16 protein-coding genes are annotated in these 18,463 nt (G+C 73.5%); 12 read left to right on the plus strand and 4 right to left on the minus strand.

Annotated elements, in window-relative coordinates:
• Window position 1 precedes the first annotated feature (1 nt).
• The 12 genes from OG900_35445 to OG900_35500 all read left to right on the plus strand — a co-directional run bounded on the left by OG900_35445 (window position 2) and on the right by OG900_35500 (window position 15,261).
• Complete coding sequence (locus tag OG900_35445; protein WUH94922.1) at window positions 2-1,123, plus strand: AAA family ATPase; 1,122 nt, start codon at window positions 2-4, stop codon at window positions 1,121-1,123.
• The gene (locus OG900_35450) at window positions 1,120-3,966 is read left to right on the plus strand and encodes a DUF5682 family protein (protein WUH94923.1); all 2,847 of its coding nucleotides are present in this window, start codon (window positions 1,120-1,122) and stop codon (window positions 3,964-3,966) included. The genes OG900_35445 and OG900_35450 overlap by 4 nt, the downstream gene beginning before the upstream one ends.
• Before the next feature lie 332 nt (window positions 3,967-4,298).
• Window positions 4,299-5,453, plus strand: coding sequence for an ROK family protein (locus OG900_35455; protein WUH94924.1), 1,155 nt, complete (start codon window positions 4,299-4,301; stop codon window positions 5,451-5,453).
• Between the two features lie 317 nt (window positions 5,454-5,770).
• Window positions 5,771-7,207 carry an aldehyde dehydrogenase family protein gene (locus OG900_35460; protein WUH94925.1) on the plus strand — a complete coding sequence of 479 codons (1,437 nt, stop codon included), beginning with the start codon at window positions 5,771-5,773 and terminating at the stop codon, window positions 7,205-7,207.
• 10 nt (window positions 7,208-7,217) lie between these two features.
• Window positions 7,218-8,552, plus strand: a complete 1,335-nt coding sequence (locus OG900_35465) for a sugar ABC transporter substrate-binding protein (protein WUH94926.1) — start codon at window positions 7,218-7,220, stop codon at window positions 8,550-8,552.
• Window positions 8,552-9,448 carry a sugar ABC transporter permease gene (locus OG900_35470; GenBank protein ID WUH94927.1) on the plus strand — a complete coding sequence of 299 codons (897 nt, stop codon included), beginning with the start codon at window positions 8,552-8,554 and terminating at the stop codon, window positions 9,446-9,448. The genes OG900_35465 and OG900_35470 overlap by 1 nt, the downstream gene beginning before the upstream one ends.
• Window positions 9,445-10,347 carry a carbohydrate ABC transporter permease gene (locus tag OG900_35475; protein WUH94928.1) on the plus strand — a complete coding sequence of 301 codons (903 nt, stop codon included), beginning with the start codon at window positions 9,445-9,447 and terminating at the stop codon, window positions 10,345-10,347. Before OG900_35470 ends, OG900_35475 begins: the two co-directional genes overlap by 4 nt.
• Window positions 10,348-10,546: 199 nt before the next feature.
• Complete coding sequence (locus OG900_35480) at window positions 10,547-11,746, plus strand: glycoside hydrolase family 6 protein (GenBank protein WUH94929.1); 1,200 nt, start codon at window positions 10,547-10,549, stop codon at window positions 11,744-11,746.
• Window positions 11,747-12,054: 308 nt separating this feature from the next.
• Window positions 12,055-12,885, plus strand: coding sequence for an RNA polymerase sigma factor (locus OG900_35485; GenBank protein WUH94930.1), 831 nt, complete (start codon window positions 12,055-12,057; stop codon window positions 12,883-12,885).
• Between the two features lies 1 nt (window position 12,886).
• Complete coding sequence (locus OG900_35490) at window positions 12,887-13,579, plus strand: hypothetical protein (GenBank protein WUH94931.1); 693 nt, start codon at window positions 12,887-12,889, stop codon at window positions 13,577-13,579.
• Between the two features lie 46 nt (window positions 13,580-13,625).
• Window positions 13,626-14,222, plus strand: a complete 597-nt coding sequence (locus OG900_35495) for a hypothetical protein (GenBank protein WUH94932.1) — start codon at window positions 13,626-13,628, stop codon at window positions 14,220-14,222.
• An 85-nt stretch (window positions 14,223-14,307) separates the two neighbouring features.
• Window positions 14,308-15,261 (plus strand): carbohydrate kinase family protein, encoded by a 954-nt coding sequence (locus OG900_35500; protein ID WUH94933.1) that lies wholly within the window; start codon window positions 14,308-14,310, stop codon window positions 15,259-15,261.
• A gap of 74 nt (window positions 15,262-15,335) precedes the next feature.
• Here OG900_35500 and OG900_35505 read toward each other — a convergent pair whose 3' ends face one another.
• The 4 genes from OG900_35505 to OG900_35520 form a co-directional block, all read right to left on the minus strand.
• Window positions 15,336-16,151 carry a DUF6227 family protein gene (locus OG900_35505; protein WUH94934.1) on the minus strand — a complete coding sequence of 272 codons (816 nt, stop codon included), beginning with the start codon at window positions 16,149-16,151 and terminating at the stop codon, window positions 15,336-15,338.
• A 131-nt stretch (window positions 16,152-16,282) separates the two neighbouring features.
• Complete coding sequence (locus OG900_35510; GenBank protein WUH94935.1) at window positions 16,283-16,951, minus strand: ThuA domain-containing protein; 669 nt, start codon at window positions 16,949-16,951, stop codon at window positions 16,283-16,285.
• Between the two features lie 94 nt (window positions 16,952-17,045).
• Window positions 17,046-17,213: a hypothetical protein gene (locus OG900_35515; protein ID WUH94936.1), complete on the minus strand. Its 168-nt coding sequence runs from the start codon at window positions 17,211-17,213 to the stop codon at window positions 17,046-17,048.
• 4 nt (window positions 17,214-17,217) lie between these two features.
• The gene (locus tag OG900_35520; GenBank protein WUH94937.1) at window positions 17,218-18,294 is read right to left on the minus strand and encodes an AraC family transcriptional regulator; all 1,077 of its coding nucleotides are present in this window, start codon (window positions 18,292-18,294) and stop codon (window positions 17,218-17,220) included.
• Between the last annotated feature and the right edge of the window lie 169 nt (window positions 18,295-18,463).

Raw genomic sequence — 18,463 nt, forward strand, 5'->3', positions numbered from 1 at the left:
TATGTCCGACCTGTTGCGCGCCCCCGCGGAGATCAAGTACGCCGAGGAGCTGGACTGGCTGGAGTCGGTCGACGACGGCCCCAAGCCCTTCACCTGGCGGCTCTCGCCGAAGATGGTCCGGCTGTTCGTGCTGGGCTCCGAGCGCTCCGACGGCCTCGACCGGCAGATCGCCCCGAAGTGGTTCGGCGACCGCAGCTTCGTGGAGCGCTCCATCGTCACCCTGGCCTCCGACCGCGGACTGCTGCTGATCGGCGACCCCGGCACCGGCAAGAGCTGGCTGGCGGAGCTGCTGTCCGCCGCGATATGCCGCAATTCCACGCTGGTGGTGCAGGGCACCGCCGGCACCACCGAGGACCACATCAAATACTCGTGGAATGTGTCCATGGTCATCGCCAAGGGCCAGTCGCGGCAGTCGATGATCCCCTCGCCGATCATGACCGCGATGGAGGCCGGCGCGATCGGCCGCTTCGAGGAGCTGACCCGCTCCACCAGCGACGTCCAGGACGCGCTGATCTCGATCCTGTCCGAGAAGTACATCTCGGTGCCCGAGCTGGACAACGACGGCGGTGACAGCATCGTCTTCGCCAAGCCCGGCTTCTCGATCATCGCCACCGCCAACAGCCGCGACCGCGGCGTCAACGACCTGTCGTCCGCGCTGAAGCGCCGCTTCAACTTCGTCCGCATCCCGGTGGTGACCGACAAGAAGAGCGAGGCGGAGATCGTCCGCTTCCGCACCGAGGAGCTGCTGCGCCGGCACCGGATCGAGCTGGACGTACCGCCGACGCTGCTCGACGTGCTGCTGCAGAGCTTCGCCGACCTGCGCACCTCGGCGGCCGCCGCGGGCAGCGACGACGAGAAGCTGGAGTCCGCGCTGTCCACCGCCGAGCAGATCGGCGTCCTGGAGGACGCCATCCTGCACAGCAACTTCTTCGGCGAGCGGGCCCTGACCGCCCACACCCTCGCCTCCTCGCTCGTCGGATCGCTGGCCCGGCGCGAACCGGAGGACCTGGCGATACTGAACAAGTACCTGCACGGTGTCGTGGAGCCGCGCAGCAGGGAAGTGGGCGGCTCCTGGCCGGAGTTCCTCGAAGGCGGCCGCGACGCGATCGCCACCCTGTCGTGACCGCCGCCACCCGGGCGCAGCCCGCGCAGGAGCAGGGGCAGGGGACGTCGTTCGACGCGCTGCGCGCCCAACTCCAGCAGGCCGCGGCCGACTTCGCCGACGGACCGGACGCGCTGGAAGGCATCCTGCGCGGCATCGTGGACGACGTCGACCGGGCAGTGCGCGAACCGCTGGAGATCTTCCCGGTCTGCCACCACTCGCCGGCCTCGGCCGTCGCCATGGCCCGCAGGCTGCGCGAGAAGCAGCCGAAGACCGTCTACCTGGAGTTGTGCGAGGACATGGCCCCGCTGCTGTCCGAACTGCGCAACTGCCGGCTGCCGGTGGCGGTGCAGGCCTTCGCCAGCGAGGTCGACGGCTTCCCGCCCGACTGGGCGCCGCTGTCGGTCGTCGCGCCCCTCACCGAGGCGTCGGCCGAATACCAGGCGATCGCCTACGCGCTGGACACCCCCGGCGTCGACCTCGTCCTGGTCGACCGGTCCAGCGACCACGTCTTCCAGTGGCAGGACCGGGGCGGCAGGGCCGCTGCGCCCGCCGACCCCGACGCGGCACCCGGGACGGCGCCCGCCGAGGAGGAGGCCGCGCTGCACGGCGACGCGGTCGGCGTGGAGATCGGCGACCTGCGGCCGCGCTTCGCCGAGCTGGAGGAGCACCTGCTGCGCCACGGCCGGGTGCGGCACTGGTCGGAATGGTGGCACCAGTACGTCGAACTGCCGCTCGGCGACAGCGACCACGACACCTACCGGCAGGTCATGCTGCTGATCGGCAGCCTCTTCCGGCGGCTGGCGCCGGGGGACGCCGAGCGCGTCACGGTGGACGAGGACCGCGAGCGCTACATGTGGACCCGGATGCGCGAGCACCTGGCCGCGTCCGGCACCGACCCGGCGGACTGCCTGTATGTCTGCGGTGCCTTCCACGCGGCCAGCCGGGTCGCCGAATTCGGCGTCCACGGTACCGGCACCTTCGCGATCACCCCGCGCAGCGCCAGCACCTGGCAATACGGCCTCATCCCGTCCAGCCACACGGCGATCGAGGCGCAGTTCGGCCTCGCCGCGGGCTCGGTGTCGATCGCCGCGACCCAGTGGGCGAAGAATCTCAAGCGGACCCGGGTGCGGCCCTTCCGGCTCGCCGGGCAGGCGGGGGCGGGGAAGACGGCAGGGAGCGGCAGGGCGCGGCAGCCCGCGGTGCCCGCGGTGCCCGCCGCGACAGACGGCGCGATGGCCGACCGGCTCACCGGCTTCCTGCAACGCCCGCCGGTGCTCGACCAGTTGGACGAGGCCGAACTCCTGGGCTGGTCCGTCGACATCGTGCGCGCCGCCCGTCGGGCGGGCTACCTGGCCTCCACCGCCGACGCCATCGCCGTCTTCGAGACCTCGATCCTGCTGGCCGGCATGCGCGACCGGGCCAGGCCCACGCCGTACGACTTCCAGGACGCGGCGGTCACCTGCATCGAGAAGGACGCCGTGCCCGGCAGGCGCGATGTGCGCCGCCTGGTGGAGATCATGATGGGCGGCGACCGGATCGGCCAGGTCGGCTACGACGCGCTGCCGCCGCTGGCCCGCGACGTGCACGACCGGCTCGCGCCGCTCGGCCTCAGGCTCCAGCAGCGCGGTGTGCAGCGGGCCCTGCTCGACATGGCAGGCAGGCCCGAACTGTCGCACTGCTCAGACGTGTTGTGGATGCTGCGCTACCTGATGCCGCCAGGTACCGCGCGGCCGATCATGGGCGAGCGGCGCCTGGGCGAACGGCCCGTCCAGGAGTCCTGGGACGTCGCGCTCGGCACCCACCAGCGGGCCCTGATCGAGCTGGGCTACGAGGGCGTCAGCATCGAGCAGGTGCTCGAACAGCGCCTGCGGCGTACGGCCTACGGGCCGCAGGCCACCACGGCGGAGGTGCTGCGGGCCGTCGAGGACGCGACGCTGTATCTGCGCAGCCGCAGGCTCTCCGACGAGCTGGGCCAGCACGCCCTCGCGGTACTGGCGACCGAGCGCGGCGTGGACGGCGCCCCCGAGGTGCTGCGCCGGATACGCCGGCTGCTGGCCTACTACCGCACCAGCGAGCCGGTGCTGCCGGCCTGGATCGAGTCCTTCGTCACGACCGGCTACGCGCACTACTGCACGCTGCTGCCGACCGCCTTCACCGACGAGGACGCGACGGTCGGGCAGGTCGCGGCGATGCTGGGCTTCCTCTTCAGCATGGAGGGCCTGGCGCTGTCGCTGGGCTGCGACCGCACGCAGCTGGAGCTGGCCTTCGCCCAGTCGCACCCGCGGGAGCCGGCCAGGGTGGCGCTGCTGTGGGCGGCCCAGGTGCAGCTCGGGCAGCTGACCCGGGCTGATCTGCGGACCCGCTGCGACGAGCTGCTGGGCAATCCCCTGGTGATACCGGCCTATCCGCGCTATCTGAGCGGCTTCCTGCACGCGCTCGAACCGGCGCCGCAGATGGCGGACTTCGTGGTGGAGCTGGTCTCCAACGCGTTCGGCCGGCTGCCCGACCCGGTGCTGCTGCCGTGGCTGCCGACGCTGATCGGCACCCTGCGCGCCGGCGGCGCCGAGCTGGCGCCGCTGCTGATACGGGAGGCCGGGCGGATCTTCCCCGGCCGGCTCGCGGAGCTGGACGCGTGGGTGCCGCCGTGGCTGGCCGGCGACCCGGCCGCCGGGCTGCCGAAGGCCCGCACCGGCGGTGGCGGCGCGGTGCTGCTCGCCGCCCATCCGGCGGCCTGCGACGCGCTGGCGGAGCTGCTGGGCTGCGAGGGGACCTGGTCGGCGGCAGACGCCGGGCCGGGCGCGGTGCTGCTCGGCCGCCACCCGGACACGGCGACCGCGCTGGAGGCGCTGTTGACCGGGTGACCGGCGTGACGGGCGGGACCTGTCGGCGCCCTCACCGGTCGGCCGGGGGCGCCGACAGGGACGGGGTGTGCGGTCCGGCGAGGCGGCGCAATTCTGGGAGAGCGCTCCCCGAAGGGCGGCGCGAAGGCCGCGATCTGGCACTATGTGCCATGTCGTCGTGATTCCCGGGGGGTGCCGTGCAGCCGAACCGCACCCCGGCTCCGGCCGCCCGGGTCCCGCGCCCGGACCGGCGGCCCACCCGGACCGCGGGGCCCGAGATGATGAGGGGGAGCCCGGTGACGCGCGAGGTGGGCCGGACGACGAGAGACCTTCGCCGGCACAACCGAACCTCCGTGCTGACCAGGCTCTACCTGCACGGCGCCGCCAGCCGGTTCGACCTGATGAAGGCCACCGGGCTCAGCTCCGCCACGGTGAGCAACGTCGTCACCGACCTGGTCGCCGACGGCCTGGTCGCCGAGGCCGGACTGCTGGACTCCGACGGCGGCCGTCCTCGTACGCTGCTCGAAGTGCGCCCCGGATACGCCCAGGTGGTCGGGGTCGACATCGGCGAGACCCATGTCCAGGTCGGCCTCTTCGACTGGACCCTGGACACCGTCGCCACCGCGACCTACCCGATGGACGAGGGCCGCCCCGAACCCGCGGTGCTCGCCGAGCTGGTGCGGGCCGGCATCGAGGAGGTCACCGCGAAGGCCGGCGCCGACCCGGCCGCGCTGCTCGGCGTCGGTGTCGGGGTGCCCGGCGCCGTCCTGCCCGACGGGCTGGTGCACGCGCCGACCCTGGGCTGGTCCGACGTCCCCTTCGACATGCTGCTGCGCCCGCACGTGCCCGCGCCCCTGCACCTGGACAACTGCGCCCGCACCCTCGGCCAGGCCGAGATGTGGCGCGGCGCGGGGCGCGGCGCCCAGCGGGCCATCGTCGGCCTGCTCGCGGTCGGCGTCGGCGCCGCGGTCGCCACCGGCTCGCCCGGCGGGGTGACCAGCACCACCAGCGAGTGGGGCCACACGGTCGTGGAGGCCGGCGGAGCGCTGTGCCGCTGCGGTTCGCACGGCTGCCTGGAGGCCTACGTCGGCGCGGACGCGATCCTGGAGCGCTACGGGCGGCTGGCCGGCCTGCCGGAAACCCCCGCCGCCCCGCGAGGGTCCGGCCGCGGCGCCGACACCGAGGCGCGGCTGGCCGCGCTGGTCGCCGAGGCGGCCCGGCCGGGCCCGGCGGCCGACACGGTACGCGCCACCGCCGAATACCTCGGCATCGGGATCGCGAACCTGATCAACCTGCTCGGCCCGGACCGGGTGATCCTGTCCGGGTGGGTCAGTGCCGCCATGGGCCCGGCGATGCTGCCCGCCGTCCGCGACGCGACCCGCCGGCACACCCTGGACTACCTGGAGAAGCACACGGTGCTCGAACTGGGCAGGCTCGGCCCCGAGCAGGTCGCCCTGGGCGCGGCGACCCTCCCGGTCCACGGACTGCTCACGGCCGGCGGCCGCTGACCCGACCGCCCGCGCCGGCGCCGTGCGCTCGGGCCCTGCCGGCGTGCCCGTCGAAGTCCCCGGCCGCGCGCCGGTCGAGGCGCCCGTGCCGCCGCCGGTCCGTGAGCCCGCCGCCGGTCCGCGTGCGCGTTCCGTCGCCCCTCCGCGAGCCCATCGCGTCGCCCGTTCCGCCTCGTTGACGCCCTCGGCGTCCCCGCCTTCCGCGATCCTCGCGAGATTTGTTCGCCACGACCGTTGACCCCCCATCGGCTGCTACTTAGTTTAAGTCCTGGAAAAAGCGGCGGTCCGCCGTCACCCTCCCGCACCCTGGAGCCCGTATGCCCTCCCGACCCGGCGACGGCCGGCTGTACATCGACGGAGCCTTCGTGCCCGCCGCCTCCGGACTCACCGGAGTCGTCGAGGAGAAGGCGACCGGCAGGCCGATCGGCAGCTACGCGCTCGGCTCGGCCGTCGACATCGACCGGGCGGTGGCCGCCGCACGGGCCGCGCAGCCCGGCTGGGGAGCGCTCTCCGCGCCGGAGCGGTCCGGCTACCTGCGCGCCTTCTGCGGGTATCTGGAGGCGCACTACGACGAGTTGGTCGAGCAGAGCATGCGCGAGACCGGCGGCGTACGGGCCAAGGCGGAGGACGAGGTCGGCACCAGCATCCGGCAGCTCGCGCTGTCCGCGGTCCAGGCCGGCGAGAGCGCGGGCGACATCCTGCCGCCGTACAAGGCGGGCAAGCTCTCGCTGTCACGGGCGGTGCCGCTGGGGGTGCTCGGCCTGATCACCCCCTGGAACTACCCGATGAACCTGGCCATGCGCGCCCTCGCGCCCGGCCTGGCCTTCGGCAACACCGTGGTGCTCAAGCCCGCCGAGCTGACCCCGGTGATCGGCGGGCAGGTGCTCGCGGCCGCCGCCGACCACGCGGGCCTGCCGCCCGGCGTCTTCAACGTCGTCACCGGCGACGGCCCCGACGCGGGCTGGCCGCTGGCCCGCCACCAGGGCCTGGACATGCTGGACTTCACCGGTTCGCGCGAGGTCGGCCTGGCCATCGACCGCGCCGCGGCGGGGGAGTTGCGCGACATCCGCCTCGAACTGGGCGGCAGCAACGCCTTCGTGGTCCTCGATGACGCCGACGTCGAGACCGCCGCGAACTGCGCCATGATCGCCTCGCTCGAATTCCAGGGCCAGACCTGCATCAGCGCCAGCCGGCACATCGTGCAGCGCGCGGTCGCCGACGACTACCTCGACGCCCTGACCCGCCGGGCGGCGGCCCTCGCCGTCGGCGACCCCTTCGACCCGGGCACGGCGCTGGGACCGCTGATCAGCGCGGCCCAGCGGGACCGGGTGCACCGCGGCATCGTGGAACCCTCGCTGGCGATGGGCGCCCGGCTGGTGACCGGCGGCACCTACGACGGGCTGTTCTACCGGCCCACGGTGCTCGCCGGCGTGACCGAGGCGATGCCCGCCTTCCGCGAGGAGATATTCGGCCCGGTCATCCCGGTCACCGTCGTGGACACCGAGGCCGAGGCCATCGCCCTCACCAACGGCCTGCCCATGCTGATGAATTCGGTCTTCACCCGGGACCTGATCCGCGGCCTGTCCGTCGCGGAGCAGCTGCAGGCCGGCGAGGTGCACGTCAACGACGCGCACGCCAGGCACGGCGCCGAGAACCAGATGCCCGGCTTCACCCGGCGCCAGTGGATCGGCCTGCAGCGCACCCCGCTGGACTTCCCCGACTGGGCCACCGCGCCCGCCACCCGAGAGAGCTGAGGACGACCCCATGAGCGTGATACCGAGAAGACGGCGCGGTACGGCCGCCGTCGCGCTGCTGGCAGCCGGGCTGCTGGCCACGACCGCGGCCTGCGGGGGCGGGAATTCCGACAGGAAGGCCGACGCGTCGGACACCGCGAAGAGCAAGGGCAAGGTCACGCTGACCTTCTGGGACTGGGACCCGAACATCGACAAGGTGGTGGCCGTCTGGAACAGCAGCCACCCCGACATCCAGGTGAAGCTCTCCAACCCGGCCGGCGGCGACCAGCTGGTGGCGAAGATGATCACCGCCCACGAGGCGAAGAACGGCCCCGACATCGCCAAGGTCGAATACCAGTCGCTGCCCGCGCTGGTGTCCAAGGGCGTCGTCTCCGACATCACCGACTACACCAAGGACACCGTCACCAAATACGACGACGCCACCTTGAAGAGCACCGTCTTCCAGGGCAAGGTCTACGGCGTCCCGCAGGACGTCGCCCCGCTGATGCTCTTCTACCGCGCCGACCTCTTCGCCACATACGGCCTGAGCGTGCCGAAGACCTGGGACGAGTTCGCCGCCGAGGCCAAGACCGTACGCAGCAAGGCTCCGTCGTCGTACCTGACCAACTTCGACGCGGCCGACCCCGGCTGGTTCACCGGCCTTGCCCAGCAGGCGGGCGCCGACTGGTGGTCCACCAGCGGGGACTCCTGGAAGGTCGACATCGCCGACGCGCCGACCAAGAAGGTGGCCGGCTACTGGCAGGGCCTGGTCGACGACGGCAGTATCGCCAAGAACCCGTCGTTCTCCCCGCAGTGGAACAAGCAGATGAACGACGGCACTCTCCTCACCTGGATCTCCGGCGCCTGGGCGCCCGCCCAGCTCGGCGGCATCGCGCCCGGCACGAAGGGCAAATGGGCGGTGGCGCCGCTGCCGGCCTGGACCCCGGGCGACCCGACCACCGGCATCTGGGGCGGCTCGGCGACCACCGTCACCAGCGACTCCAAGCACCCCGCGGAAGCGGCCGAGTTCGCGTCCTGGCTGAACACCGACGACGCCGCGGTGACCGAGCAGGTCAAGCAGATCAACGTCTACCCGGCCGCCACCTCGGGCCGTTCGCTGCCGGTGCTCCAGGCCGCGCCCGCCTTCTTCCCCAACCAGCCCGACTTCTACGCCGAGGTGAAGAAGGTCGCCCCTGCGGCCCGCAGCTTCCCGATGTGGGGCCCGGACGTGACCGTCACCTTCACCGGCTACACCGACGGTTTCGGCAAGGCCTTGCAGTCCGGCGGCTCCTTCGGCGGCGCGCTGGACAGCATGCAGAGCGCGACCGTCGCGGACATGAAGAAGCTCGGATTCACGGTCGGCTGATGGCACGCACCACGACCACCGCGCGCAGGACCGGCGGATTCCCGTATCTGCTGGTCCTGCCCGCCGTGCTGCTCTTCGCCGCCTTCGTGGTGGCCCCCGGCGGCTACGCGCTGCTGCTCAGCTTCCAGCGCCGCAAGGTCAACGGCGGCCTCCTCGGCGGCGGCACCCACACCGTCTTCGCGGGAATTGCCAACTACCGTGACGTGCTGGGCGATTCCGACCTCTGGTCGGGAGTGCTGCGGATGCTGGCGCTGGGCGCCTTCACCGTGCCCGCCACGGTCTTCTTCGCCCTGCTCTTCGCGGTGCTGCTCGACCTGGAGCGGACCCGGCTCAAGAGGATCACCCGGCTGACGATCTTCCTGCCGTACGCGGTCCCCGGCGTGATCGCCTCGCTGATGTGGGGGTTCCTCTACCTGCCCGCCACCAGCCCGATCGGCGGCGACCGGGTGGACTTCTTCGGCCAGGTCGCCGTCTACTTCTCGGTCGGCAATGTCGCGGTGTGGGGGGCGGTCGGCTTCAACATGATCGTCATCTACACCGCGCTGCGCGCCCTGCCCCCCGAACTCTTCGAGTCCGCGCGGCTCGACGGGGCCTCCGAGTGGCAGATCGTGCTGCGCATCAAGGTGCCGATGGTGCTGCCCGCCGTCGTGATGTGCACCCTCTTCACGGTGCTCGCCGCGCTCCAGGTCTTCAACGAGCCCAACACCCTCAAACCGCTCTCCAACGCGGTGTCGTCCACCTGGGTGCCGCTGATGAAGATCTACGACGACGCCTTCGGCAACTCCGACGTCTACTCTGCCGCCGCCACCTCCGTGGTGCTGACCGCGGCGGCCCTCGCGGTGTCCTTCACCACCGCCCGCATCATCCAGTCCCGGGTCCAGCAGGAGGCCGCATGACCGCCATCGCAGGGACCTCGGCCCCGCCCCGCGACCGCGGCGCCCCGGCGCCGGCGGCCCGCCGCCCGCGGCGGATCGCGGTCCTGCCCACCACCGCCCTGGTGCTCGGCGCGCTCTACTGCGTCGTGCCCACGCTGTGGATCCTCGTCGCGGCCACCAAGTCCCGCACCAAGCTCTTCTCGACCGACACCTACACGCCGTCCTTCGACCTCGGCATCGTGCACAACATCCGCGACCTGTCCGACTACCAGGGCGGCATCTTCTGGCACTGGATGCTCAACAGCTTCTTCTACGCTGCCGTCGGCGGGCTGCTCGCGTCGTTCGTGTCGGCCGCGACCGGCTACGCGCTGGCCAAGTACGAATTCCGCGGCCGCGGCGCGCTGTTCAACACCATCCTCGCCGGGGTGCTGCTGCCGCAGATCGTGCTCGCGGTGCCGCAGTACCTGCTGCTGTCCAAGGCCGGCATGACGGACAGCCTGATCGGGGTGCTGCTGCCGCAGTTGTTCAACCCTTACGGCATCTACCTGTGCAAGATCTACGCCCAGTCCGCCGTCCCCGACTCGCTGCTCGAAGCCGGGCGGATCGACGGGGCGGGCGAGGGGCGGCTGTTCCTCTCGGTGGGCCTGCGACTGATGGGACCCGGCCTCGTGACGGTCTTCCTGCTGCAGTTCATCGCGATCTGGAACAACTTCCTGCTGCCGTACGTGATGCTCACCTCCGACGACAAGTTCCCGCTCACGGTGGGCCTTTACAGCCTGCTGCGGCACGGTGCCGCGGAGGCGTCGCTCTACTCACTGGTGATCACCGGGACCCTGCTCTCCGTCCTCCCGGTGATCGCGCTGTTCCTGTCGCTCCAGCGCTTCTGGCGGATCGACTTGGTGACGGGGGCCATCAAGTAGGGGACCGCGACTCGCGCCTGTGTCCGGCCCCGACCCTGTGCGGGCTCCAGGAGTCTTCATTTCTTGAAGCCCGCACAGGGGATTGACGGCGGTCAACGGTGAGGAGTTAATTCCTTCTGGATGTGGGAGCGCTCCCATTCGGATCGAAGAGCGCTTCCCCGAACGGCACTCGCGTCCGCTTCCCAAGGAGCCCACCCGCATGACCGCACGCGTCCGCGCACGTACCCGTACGCTCACCGTCGCCGCGGCCACCGCCGCCCTTGCCGCCGTCACGGCCGCCGTGCCCGCGCACGCCACGGCGCCCGGCCACCACGCAGCCGCCCCCACCACGCTGTTCACCCCGCCGGCCAACCCGGACGCGAACGCGCAGATCCTGGACCTCCTCAAGCACTGGCAGCTCAAGGACGCCGCCGGCCTGCTGGCCATGACCCTGACCCCGCAGGCCGTCTGGTTCACCGGCGGCACCAGCCCCGCGGACACCCGCAAGGCCGTCGACAAGACCGTCACCGACGCCGCCCGCAGGCACGCCCTGCCGGTGCTCGCGCTCTACAACATCCCCGGCCGCGACTGCGCCCAGTATTCGGCCGGCGGCGCCGCCGACAGCGCCGGATACCAGGCCTGGATCGACGCGGTGAAGGCCGGCATCGGCAACCGCCCCGCCGACGTCGTCCTGGAGCCCGACTCGCTGGCCCTGGTCCCCTCCGACTGCGGCATGGACGACGCCCAGGGCACCATGACGGCCCAGCGCTACGCCCAGATCCACTACGCCGTCGACGCCCTGGAGCCGCTCGCCGGCACCAAGGTCTACCTCGACGCGGGCCACAGCGGCTGGCACAGCATCAACGACATCGTGCCGCGGCTGATCGCCGGCGGCGTCGGCGACGCCACCGGCTTCTACCTCAACATCTCCAACTACCGCTCCGACAGCGAGATCGCCTGGTACGGCAAGCTGCTGTCGTCCTGCCTGGCCTACGTCTCGAACGGCGGCGCCGCGACCGCCTGCCCCAACCAGTACTGGCCGGTCAACGACGCCCAGGCCTGGCTGGACGCCAACGTCCGCACCGCTCCCTCGGCGATGAAGCACTTCATCGCCGACACCAGCCGCAACGGCCAGGGCCCCTGGACCCCGCCCGCCGGCGTCTACAGCGACGCCCAGGACTGGTGCAACCCGCCCGGACGCGGCCTCGGCGCCCGCCCGACCCTGAAGACCGGCGACCCGCTCCAGGACGCCAGGCTCTGGGTGAAGATCCCCGGCGAGTCCGACGGCCAGTGCACCCGCGGCACGGCGGGCCCCGCCGACCCCGAGCGCGGCTACCAGGACCCGGCGGCGGGCAAGTGGTTCCCGCAGCAGGCGCTCGAACTCGTCCACAAGGCCAACCCGTCGCTGCTCCCGCACTGACACACCGCCCCGGTCCGGTCCCCGGCCCCGTCCGCACCCCGCGCCGCAGTACCGGCATGCGGGGTGCGGGTGGGGCCGGTGTGACGTTTTCCGCGTCCTGTGCGCTGTGAGAATCAGGACCGTGCGCCCGAGGGCGGCGCGCGGTCCGCCAGCCAGCGGAGAGGGGGCGGCATGGCGCGACGGGCGTACCGCCCGGCTCCCGGCACCGCGCCCGGCCGGGGCGCGGTGTGACACCTGTCGCGGCCCCGGCGCTGTATCTGTCGGGACGGCCACCCCGCGGGGACCACCGCCCGGGGGGCATGGGCACGATGAGCGGTGCCGCGACGTACGAAGAGGGAACGGTGGTCGGTGCCGGTGGGCGGCGGCGTGCCCGGGCGGACGACGGGCCACTCGGCCGCGCCGTGACGCGGGCCCGCGACGGCGACGAGGCCGCCTTCGGCGACGTCTACCGCGCGGTCCAGCCGATGCTGCTCGGCTACGTACGCGGTCTCGTCGGCGACGACGCGGACGACGTGGCCTCCGACGCCTGGCACGACATCGTCCGCGACCTGGCCGCCTTCCACGGCGACGGCGCCGCCTTCCGCGGCTGGGCGGCGACCATCGCCAGGCACCGCGCGCTGGACCACCTGCGCAGGCTCGGCTCCCGCCCGCGTACCACCGCCCTCGACACGGTCGCGGCCGAACCCGCCGCCGCGCCCGACTCCGCGGGCGTCGCCCTGGAGAACCTGTCCACCGCCCGAGCCCTGGCCATGATCGCCGCCCTGCCCCCCGACCAGGCGGAAGCCGTCCTGCTCCGCGTGGTCATCGGCCTGAGCGGGCCGGCCGCGGCCGAAGTGCTCGGCAAGCGCCCCGGCGCCGTCCGCACCGCCGCCCACCGCGGCCTGCGCCGTCTCGCGGAGCAACTCGCCCCGACGCGCGTCACTGACGCGCCGAACCCGACCTCCGCCCCGGCGGACGGGCGGGCCGAGCCGGATACGGAGGGCGAGCCGGAGGCGCCGACGGCTCCCGATGGGCTGGCCGGACCGGATGTGGCGGACGCGCGTGCCGTGGTGGATCCGGCGGGTGCGGGAGGTGGCGGCGGGCCGCCGGGCGGGGTGGGCGCCGGGGGGTCGGAATGCGATGGCGACAGGGAGGCGTGAGGTGCTGGGCGGGAGTGAGCCTGGGGGGACGGACGTCGAGCGGCTGGTGGACCGGGTGGCCGACGGCGAGGTGGGGGAGCCGCGGTGGAGCGCTCTCCTGGTGGTGCTGAACGCCGCGGCCCGCGGGAGCGCCGTCGATCCCGAGCGGGAGCAGGCCGCGGTCGCCGCCTTCCAGGCCGCCGCGACCGGCAGGCCGGCCCGGCCTGGCCGGTGCGGACGGGCGCGGCGGCGCAGGCCGCTGCGGTCCGCGCGGGCGCTCGCGGGCGGCCTGGCGGCGGTCTTCGCGCTGTGCGGTGTCGCGGTCGCCGCGGGCGCCGATGTCCTGCCGGCCCGCGGCCACGCCGCCCACAGCGGACCGCCGCCCGCGCCCGTCGCCCGTACGGCGCTCCCGGCGCCGACCGCGGCCGCCCCTTCCGCCGGTGCCCGCCCGTCGGCGTCCCCTTCGCCGGCGCCCCGCCCGCCGGCGTCCCGCCCGCCCGACACGGCCGTGCCGCCGCCCCCGCACAGCCGGGCCGCCGCGCCGCCGCGCGCGGTCAGGGCGCTGTGCCGGGCGTACGCGGCGGCCGTACGGAACGGCCGCACGCCCGGGGCGAAGCTGACGGCCCGGCTGCAACGGGAGGCAGGCGGGAGCCACCGGGTCGCCGCCTACTGCCGCGCCCTGCTGGCGGCCGCGCCCGGCGCGGCGGCGAAATGACCCGGCTTCCCGGGGCGCCAGGGGCCCATCGGGCAGAGTGGGCCGCATGCAGCCAGAGGTCCCGTCGCCGAACGACCCGCATGTGCGCCACATGCGGGCGATGTTCCTCGCCGTCATCACCGGAAGCTTCCTCTTCCTGATCCCGTGGATCGCCTACCTGTCGGTGAGCCTGCCGACCCACCGCACGGTCGCGAACTGGCGCTACGCCTGGGTCGGCTTCGACGGCGCGCTGATCGTCGCGCTCGGTGTCACCGCGCTGTGCGCCTGGCGCCGGCTGCAGATCTTCATCCCGTGGGCGGTGGCCACCGCCACACTGCTGTGCTGCGACGCGTGGTTCGACATCGTGCTCGACTGGAACAGCGACGATCTGACCGGCGCCGTCGTGACCGCCGTGGCCGCGGAACTGCCGCTGGCCGCGCTGCTGCTGTACGCGGCCAGGAAGATGATCCGGCTGACCGTGACCATCGCCTGGCGCCGGGCGGGCCGCTGCGGGCCCGTACCGCCGCTTTCCCGGCTCTCGCTGATCGTGCTCACCGACCGCGAGGAGCACGAGCGGGCGCGGGACCGGGAGCGGGAGAGCGACTGGCAGCGCGTCCACGGCGAGCCGCGGTCCGGTGGCCCGGACGACCGCCGCGCTCCATGATCCCTTGCGGGGCGGGTCCGTTCGGTAATATCTTGCAGCAAGTTACAGCGCGGTGAACCGCGTTGGACGGCGACGGGGAGCACGGATGACCAGCACCGCACCGGCCGGGCCTGCCTACGACGTGCTGGTGGTCGGCGGCACCGGGGTCGACACCATCGTCCTGGTGGACGAACTGGCCGTCCCCGGCGGCGACTTCCTCGCCGTCCGGCCGATCAGGGACTACGTGGCGCACACCGGCAACGGCGTGGCGCTGGGCTTCCACGCCCTCGGGCTGGCCACCAAATTCATCGACTTCCTCGGCGACGACGCGCAGGGCCGGATGATCCTGGACCGCTATGCCGCCACCGGCCTCGACTTCAGCCATCGGCCGGCGCCGGCCGGCACCCCGCGCAGCGTCAACCTGGTGGACCGCGAGGGGCGCCGCTTCTCCTTCTACGACGGCCGCCACCCGCACGACCTCGCGCTGCCCCGCGACTTCTACCTGCCCTACCTCGAAGCCGCCCGGCATGTGCACGTCTCCCGCTCACCGCACGCGGAAACCGTCTTCGCCGACGCGGTCCGGCTCGGCCGCACCGTCTCGACCGACCTGCACGCCTGGGACGGCGAGGACAGCTCGGCGCACCCCTGGGCCTACGGCGCCGACCTGGTCTTCCTCAGCGCCGCCACTGTCGGAGAGCGCATTCCCGCGGTCATGCGGCAGATCCTGGAGCACGGCAGAGCGGCCCTGGTGGTGGCCACGGACGGCGCCGCGGGCTGCCATGTCATGGAGCGCGGCGACAACGGGCCGCGCCACTTCCCGGCCGTCGCACCCGAGCGCCCGGTGGTGGACAGCAACGGCGCCGGTGACGCCTTCCTCACCGCCTTCCTGCACAGCCGCTTCTCCGGCGCCACGCTGGAGGCCTGCGTGCTGGCCGGATCGGTCTCCGGCGCCTACGCCTGCGGCAGCCCCGGCACGCACGAGGAGCTGATCAGCGCCGCGGCACTGGCGGCGGCCGTCGACAGGGCGGGGCGCACCGCCCCGGGCCTGCCGGTGCGCTGACCGGTTGCCGGCTGCTCAGCCGTCAGGCCCAGGCCGGGCCCAGCCGCCCAGCCCCAGCCGCCCAGCCCCGGCCGTCAGCCCGCCTCGATCCGCCGGATCGCGGTGTCCAGCGCGGCGTCCTGCGACGGGTAGACCTCGCACACCGGGTCGCCGCTCGGCGTGCGGGTGTGGTCGATCTCCCACAGGCTCACCTCGCTGCCGTCCAGCAGCAGGAAGGCGTGCTCGTACAGCGACCACGACACGTGGCGGCCGGCGACCAGCGCCGTCCCGCGCGTGACGATGCTGATGTCGTGCGCGATGGCCGCGCGCAGCCGGATCGCGACATCGCTGCCCGGCGCCCCGGCGTTGACGTTGGCGGCCCTGCGTAGCAGCCGCCTGGCGTGTTCGGCCGAGTCGCCCTCGGTGTAGGCCCGCCGGAGAGCGGTCTCCGAGCCCGGGGCGAGCAGCGCGTCCACGTCCTCGCTGCCGCGCTCCAGCCGCAAACCGCCGCTCCGCGTGTCGTACGGCATCTCCTGCGGGCCCGTCGACCCGCCGAAGGCCGTGTCGACCTCCCACTCGGCGAGCGTCAGCCCCTCCTGCCCGGTGAAGACCGAGCGGTGCGGCAGCCCGTCCGGGCCGGTGTCGTGCTCCAGCTCCCACAGCACCCGCACACTGCCGTCCGGCAGCAGGAAGCTGTGCCGGAAGGTCCGCCGGTTCATCCGCCGCGGCGGGCCCTTGGTGTGGCGGCACGACTGGAGCCCGCAGTAGTGCATCAACGCAAAGCGCACGGCGCCCAGTTCACGTGCCGCCGCGGCGCCGTTGTCCGCCCTTTCGAGCAGCCGGGCCAGCTGTTCGGCCGGCGCACCGCCCGCCCGCTCGGGTTCTGCCGTGTCCGCGCCTTCCACGTCCATACGGTCCTCCCGGCCTTCGCCGTACCCCAACCCCACCGGCGACTCAGGGTAGTAGCGTCGTCGCCGATTGCGCCCGCGAACGACGACATTTCCGGGCGTGCGGCCGAATTTCGCGCCCCCCTGCGACCGGATCAACCCTGCGCGCGCCCGGCCGACCACAGCAGCGCGCCCCGCAGATGCGCGCGGAAGCGCGGGTCGGCGTAGGCCGACGCGGTGTGCCCGAGAGCGGTGTAGAACGACCGGCCGGCACCGACCTGCCGGCACCAGACCAGCGGATGGTCGGCGCCCATCGTGCCGCCTTCATACCGCCGTTCGTCCACCGACGCCAGCACCCGCACCCCGGTGCCGCGCGGGCCGGCGCCGAAGTCGTACCACTCGTCGGTCCACTCCCACACGAGCGGCAGGTGCGCGGTCGCCGGATGGCCCCGGTCCTCCACCGTCACCGCGGCGGTCTGCACCGCCGGATGCCCGATGAAGCGCGCCCCGGTCAGCTCGCCGTACCAGGGCCACTCGTATTCGGCGCAGGTCGCCGCATGCACCCCGAGGAAGCCGCCGCCCCCGGTGACGTACGCCCGCAGCGCGCGCCGGGCGTCGTCGTCGAGCACCTCACCGGTGGGGGAGAGGAAGACCACCGCGGCGCAGCCCGCCGCCAACAGGCGGGCCAGCTCCCGCGGATCCTCGGTGTGCCGCACCGACAGGCCCTCGGGGGCGGCGAGTTCGGCGAGCGCGGCGGCGCCGGCGCCGATCGAGTCGTGCCGGTAGCCGGCGGTCGCGCTGAAGACGGCGACGTCCTCGGGCATGTGCGGTTCGCTCCTGCGGTACGGGTGAAGGGGGTTCGGACGTCGAACAGTCGGTGCGGGCTGCCGCCGCGGAGATCCAAACGACAGGCCCTAGCTAGTCTGCGGCGCCCGGAAAGGGGGTGCCGCAGCGGGGGCAGCGGGCGGCTCTCATGTCCTCGCGCATCGCACCGCACGCGTCGCAGACCCGGTCGAGCCGGCAGACCGGGTCGCCCCCCTCGGTGTGCTCCTCGTGCTCCGGCCGGTCGTCGTGGCCGTCGGTCATGCGGTCACGACTCCTGTCCCGGCCGGGGGACGGGCCCCGCCGCCGGGCCGGTGTCACGGGCGTCCCACCGGTTCATCGCCCGCCGCAGCGACCGCGTCTCGGCGAAGCCGAGCCGGGTGGCGGCGCGTTGGGCGGATTCGGCGCCGGAGCGGCGCAGGCCGGCCGAACGCTCCCTGCGTACGGTGTCGAGTTCGGCCCGCCAGGTGGTGCCGGACTCGGCGAGCCGGCGCTGCAAGGTGCGCGGGCTGACCGCGAGCCTTCGGGCCGTGCTGTCCAACGACGGTCGGCCGTCGGCCAGTTGCGCGAGGATCGCGGTCCGCAGACCCGGCAGCGGGTCGGCCGGGCCCCGCCGTGGCGGCGGGAAGGCGGCGGCGGACCGCTTGATGATCGCTGCGAGTGCCGGGTCCGCGGTGACCATCGGCAGCGCCAGGTCCCTGCGGTGCAGGGTGATCGTGTCGGCGGGGGCGCCGAAGTCGACCCTGGCGCTGCCGAAGCTGTCGGCGTACGCCGTGGTCCGGCGCGGTGCCTGGTGGGCGAAGGACACCCGGGTCGGCGAGAGCGCTCTCCCGGTGCCGTGCCGGAACTGCCCGGTGAGCACCGCGAGGACGAACTCGGCCACCACACCGTGCATTTCGTGGTCCGGGCGCAGGATGTCGTAGGTGACGGTGACCTCGTCGCCCGACACCTCGGTGGTGAGCCGGGAACTGCTGCTCACCAGGTGCACGTGCCTGGCGCCGAGCGCGAGGCCCTCGCCCAGGGTGGGCGCGGTGCTGATCAGATAGTCGACCAGGTCGAAGAATCCGTGGCGGTAGCGCATGGCGGTCAGCAGGCCCGCGTCCGGCCGCCCGGTGCGGGTCAGCACCTCGCGCCACAGCCGGAAGGTGCCGGCCGACGGCATCCGCGCGGTGGCCGGGGCGCGCAGCGCGGTCGGCAGGCCCGCGGCCCTCACCAGCGCGTCGGCCTCCGCGCCGTCGCGCGCGGCGGCTCTGGCGATGAATCTGGGCACCACGACGCAGTCGGTCAGCGGGGCGGTCGCGGCCGGCTCGGCGGCGCTCGGCGGCGGAGGCTCGGAGTGCGGCATGCCAGTCACCTCGGCAAGTCTGCGGTCTGCGGCGGTCTGCGCAGGTGGGGGAACGAACAGGGGACAGCCGGTGCGCGCCGCGTCGGGGCGCCCCCGGCAGCCTACGCCCGAGCTGGCGCGTTCTGTCCGCTGTCTGGCGCGTTCCGTCCTCCCGCGGGCGACCCGCCGG

The sequence above is a fragment of the Streptomyces sp. NBC_00433 genome, assembly GCA_036015235.1.
GTDB lineage: Bacteria > Actinomycetota > Actinomycetes > Streptomycetales > Streptomycetaceae > Actinacidiphila.

Excerpts from the sequence above, each read along its gene's own strand:
- OG900_35445 (WUH94922.1), top strand. The coding sequence starts at position 2 with ATGTCCGACCTGTTGCGCGCCCCCGCGGAGATCAAGTACGCCGAGGAG.
- OG900_35460 (WUH94925.1), top strand. The coding sequence starts at position 5,771 with ATGCCCTCCCGACCCGGCGACGGCCGGCTGTACATCGACGGAGCCTTC.
- OG900_35465 (WUH94926.1), top strand. The coding sequence starts at position 7,218 with ATGAGCGTGATACCGAGAAGACGGCGCGGTACGGCCGCCGTCGCGCTG.
- OG900_35470 (WUH94927.1), top strand. The coding sequence starts at position 8,552 with ATGGCACGCACCACGACCACCGCGCGCAGGACCGGCGGATTCCCGTAT.
- OG900_35475 (WUH94928.1), top strand. The coding sequence starts at position 9,445 with ATGACCGCCATCGCAGGGACCTCGGCCCCGCCCCGCGACCGCGGCGCC.
- OG900_35480 (WUH94929.1), top strand. The coding sequence starts at position 10,547 with ATGACCGCACGCGTCCGCGCACGTACCCGTACGCTCACCGTCGCCGCG.
- OG900_35485 (WUH94930.1), top strand. The coding sequence starts at position 12,055 with ATGAGCGGTGCCGCGACGTACGAAGAGGGAACGGTGGTCGGTGCCGGT.
- OG900_35495 (WUH94932.1), top strand. The coding sequence starts at position 13,626 with ATGCAGCCAGAGGTCCCGTCGCCGAACGACCCGCATGTGCGCCACATG.
- OG900_35500 (WUH94933.1), top strand. The coding sequence starts at position 14,308 with ATGACCAGCACCGCACCGGCCGGGCCTGCCTACGACGTGCTGGTGGTC.
- OG900_35505 (WUH94934.1), bottom strand. The coding sequence starts at position 16,151 with ATGGACGTGGAAGGCGCGGACACGGCAGAACCCGAGCGGGCGGGCGGT.
- OG900_35510 (WUH94935.1), bottom strand. The coding sequence starts at position 16,951 with ATGCCCGAGGACGTCGCCGTCTTCAGCGCGACCGCCGGCTACCGGCAC.
- OG900_35515 (WUH94936.1), bottom strand. The coding sequence starts at position 17,213 with ATGACCGACGGCCACGACGACCGGCCGGAGCACGAGGAGCACACCGAG.
- OG900_35520 (WUH94937.1), bottom strand. The coding sequence starts at position 18,294 with ATGCCGCACTCCGAGCCTCCGCCGCCGAGCGCCGCCGAGCCGGCCGCG.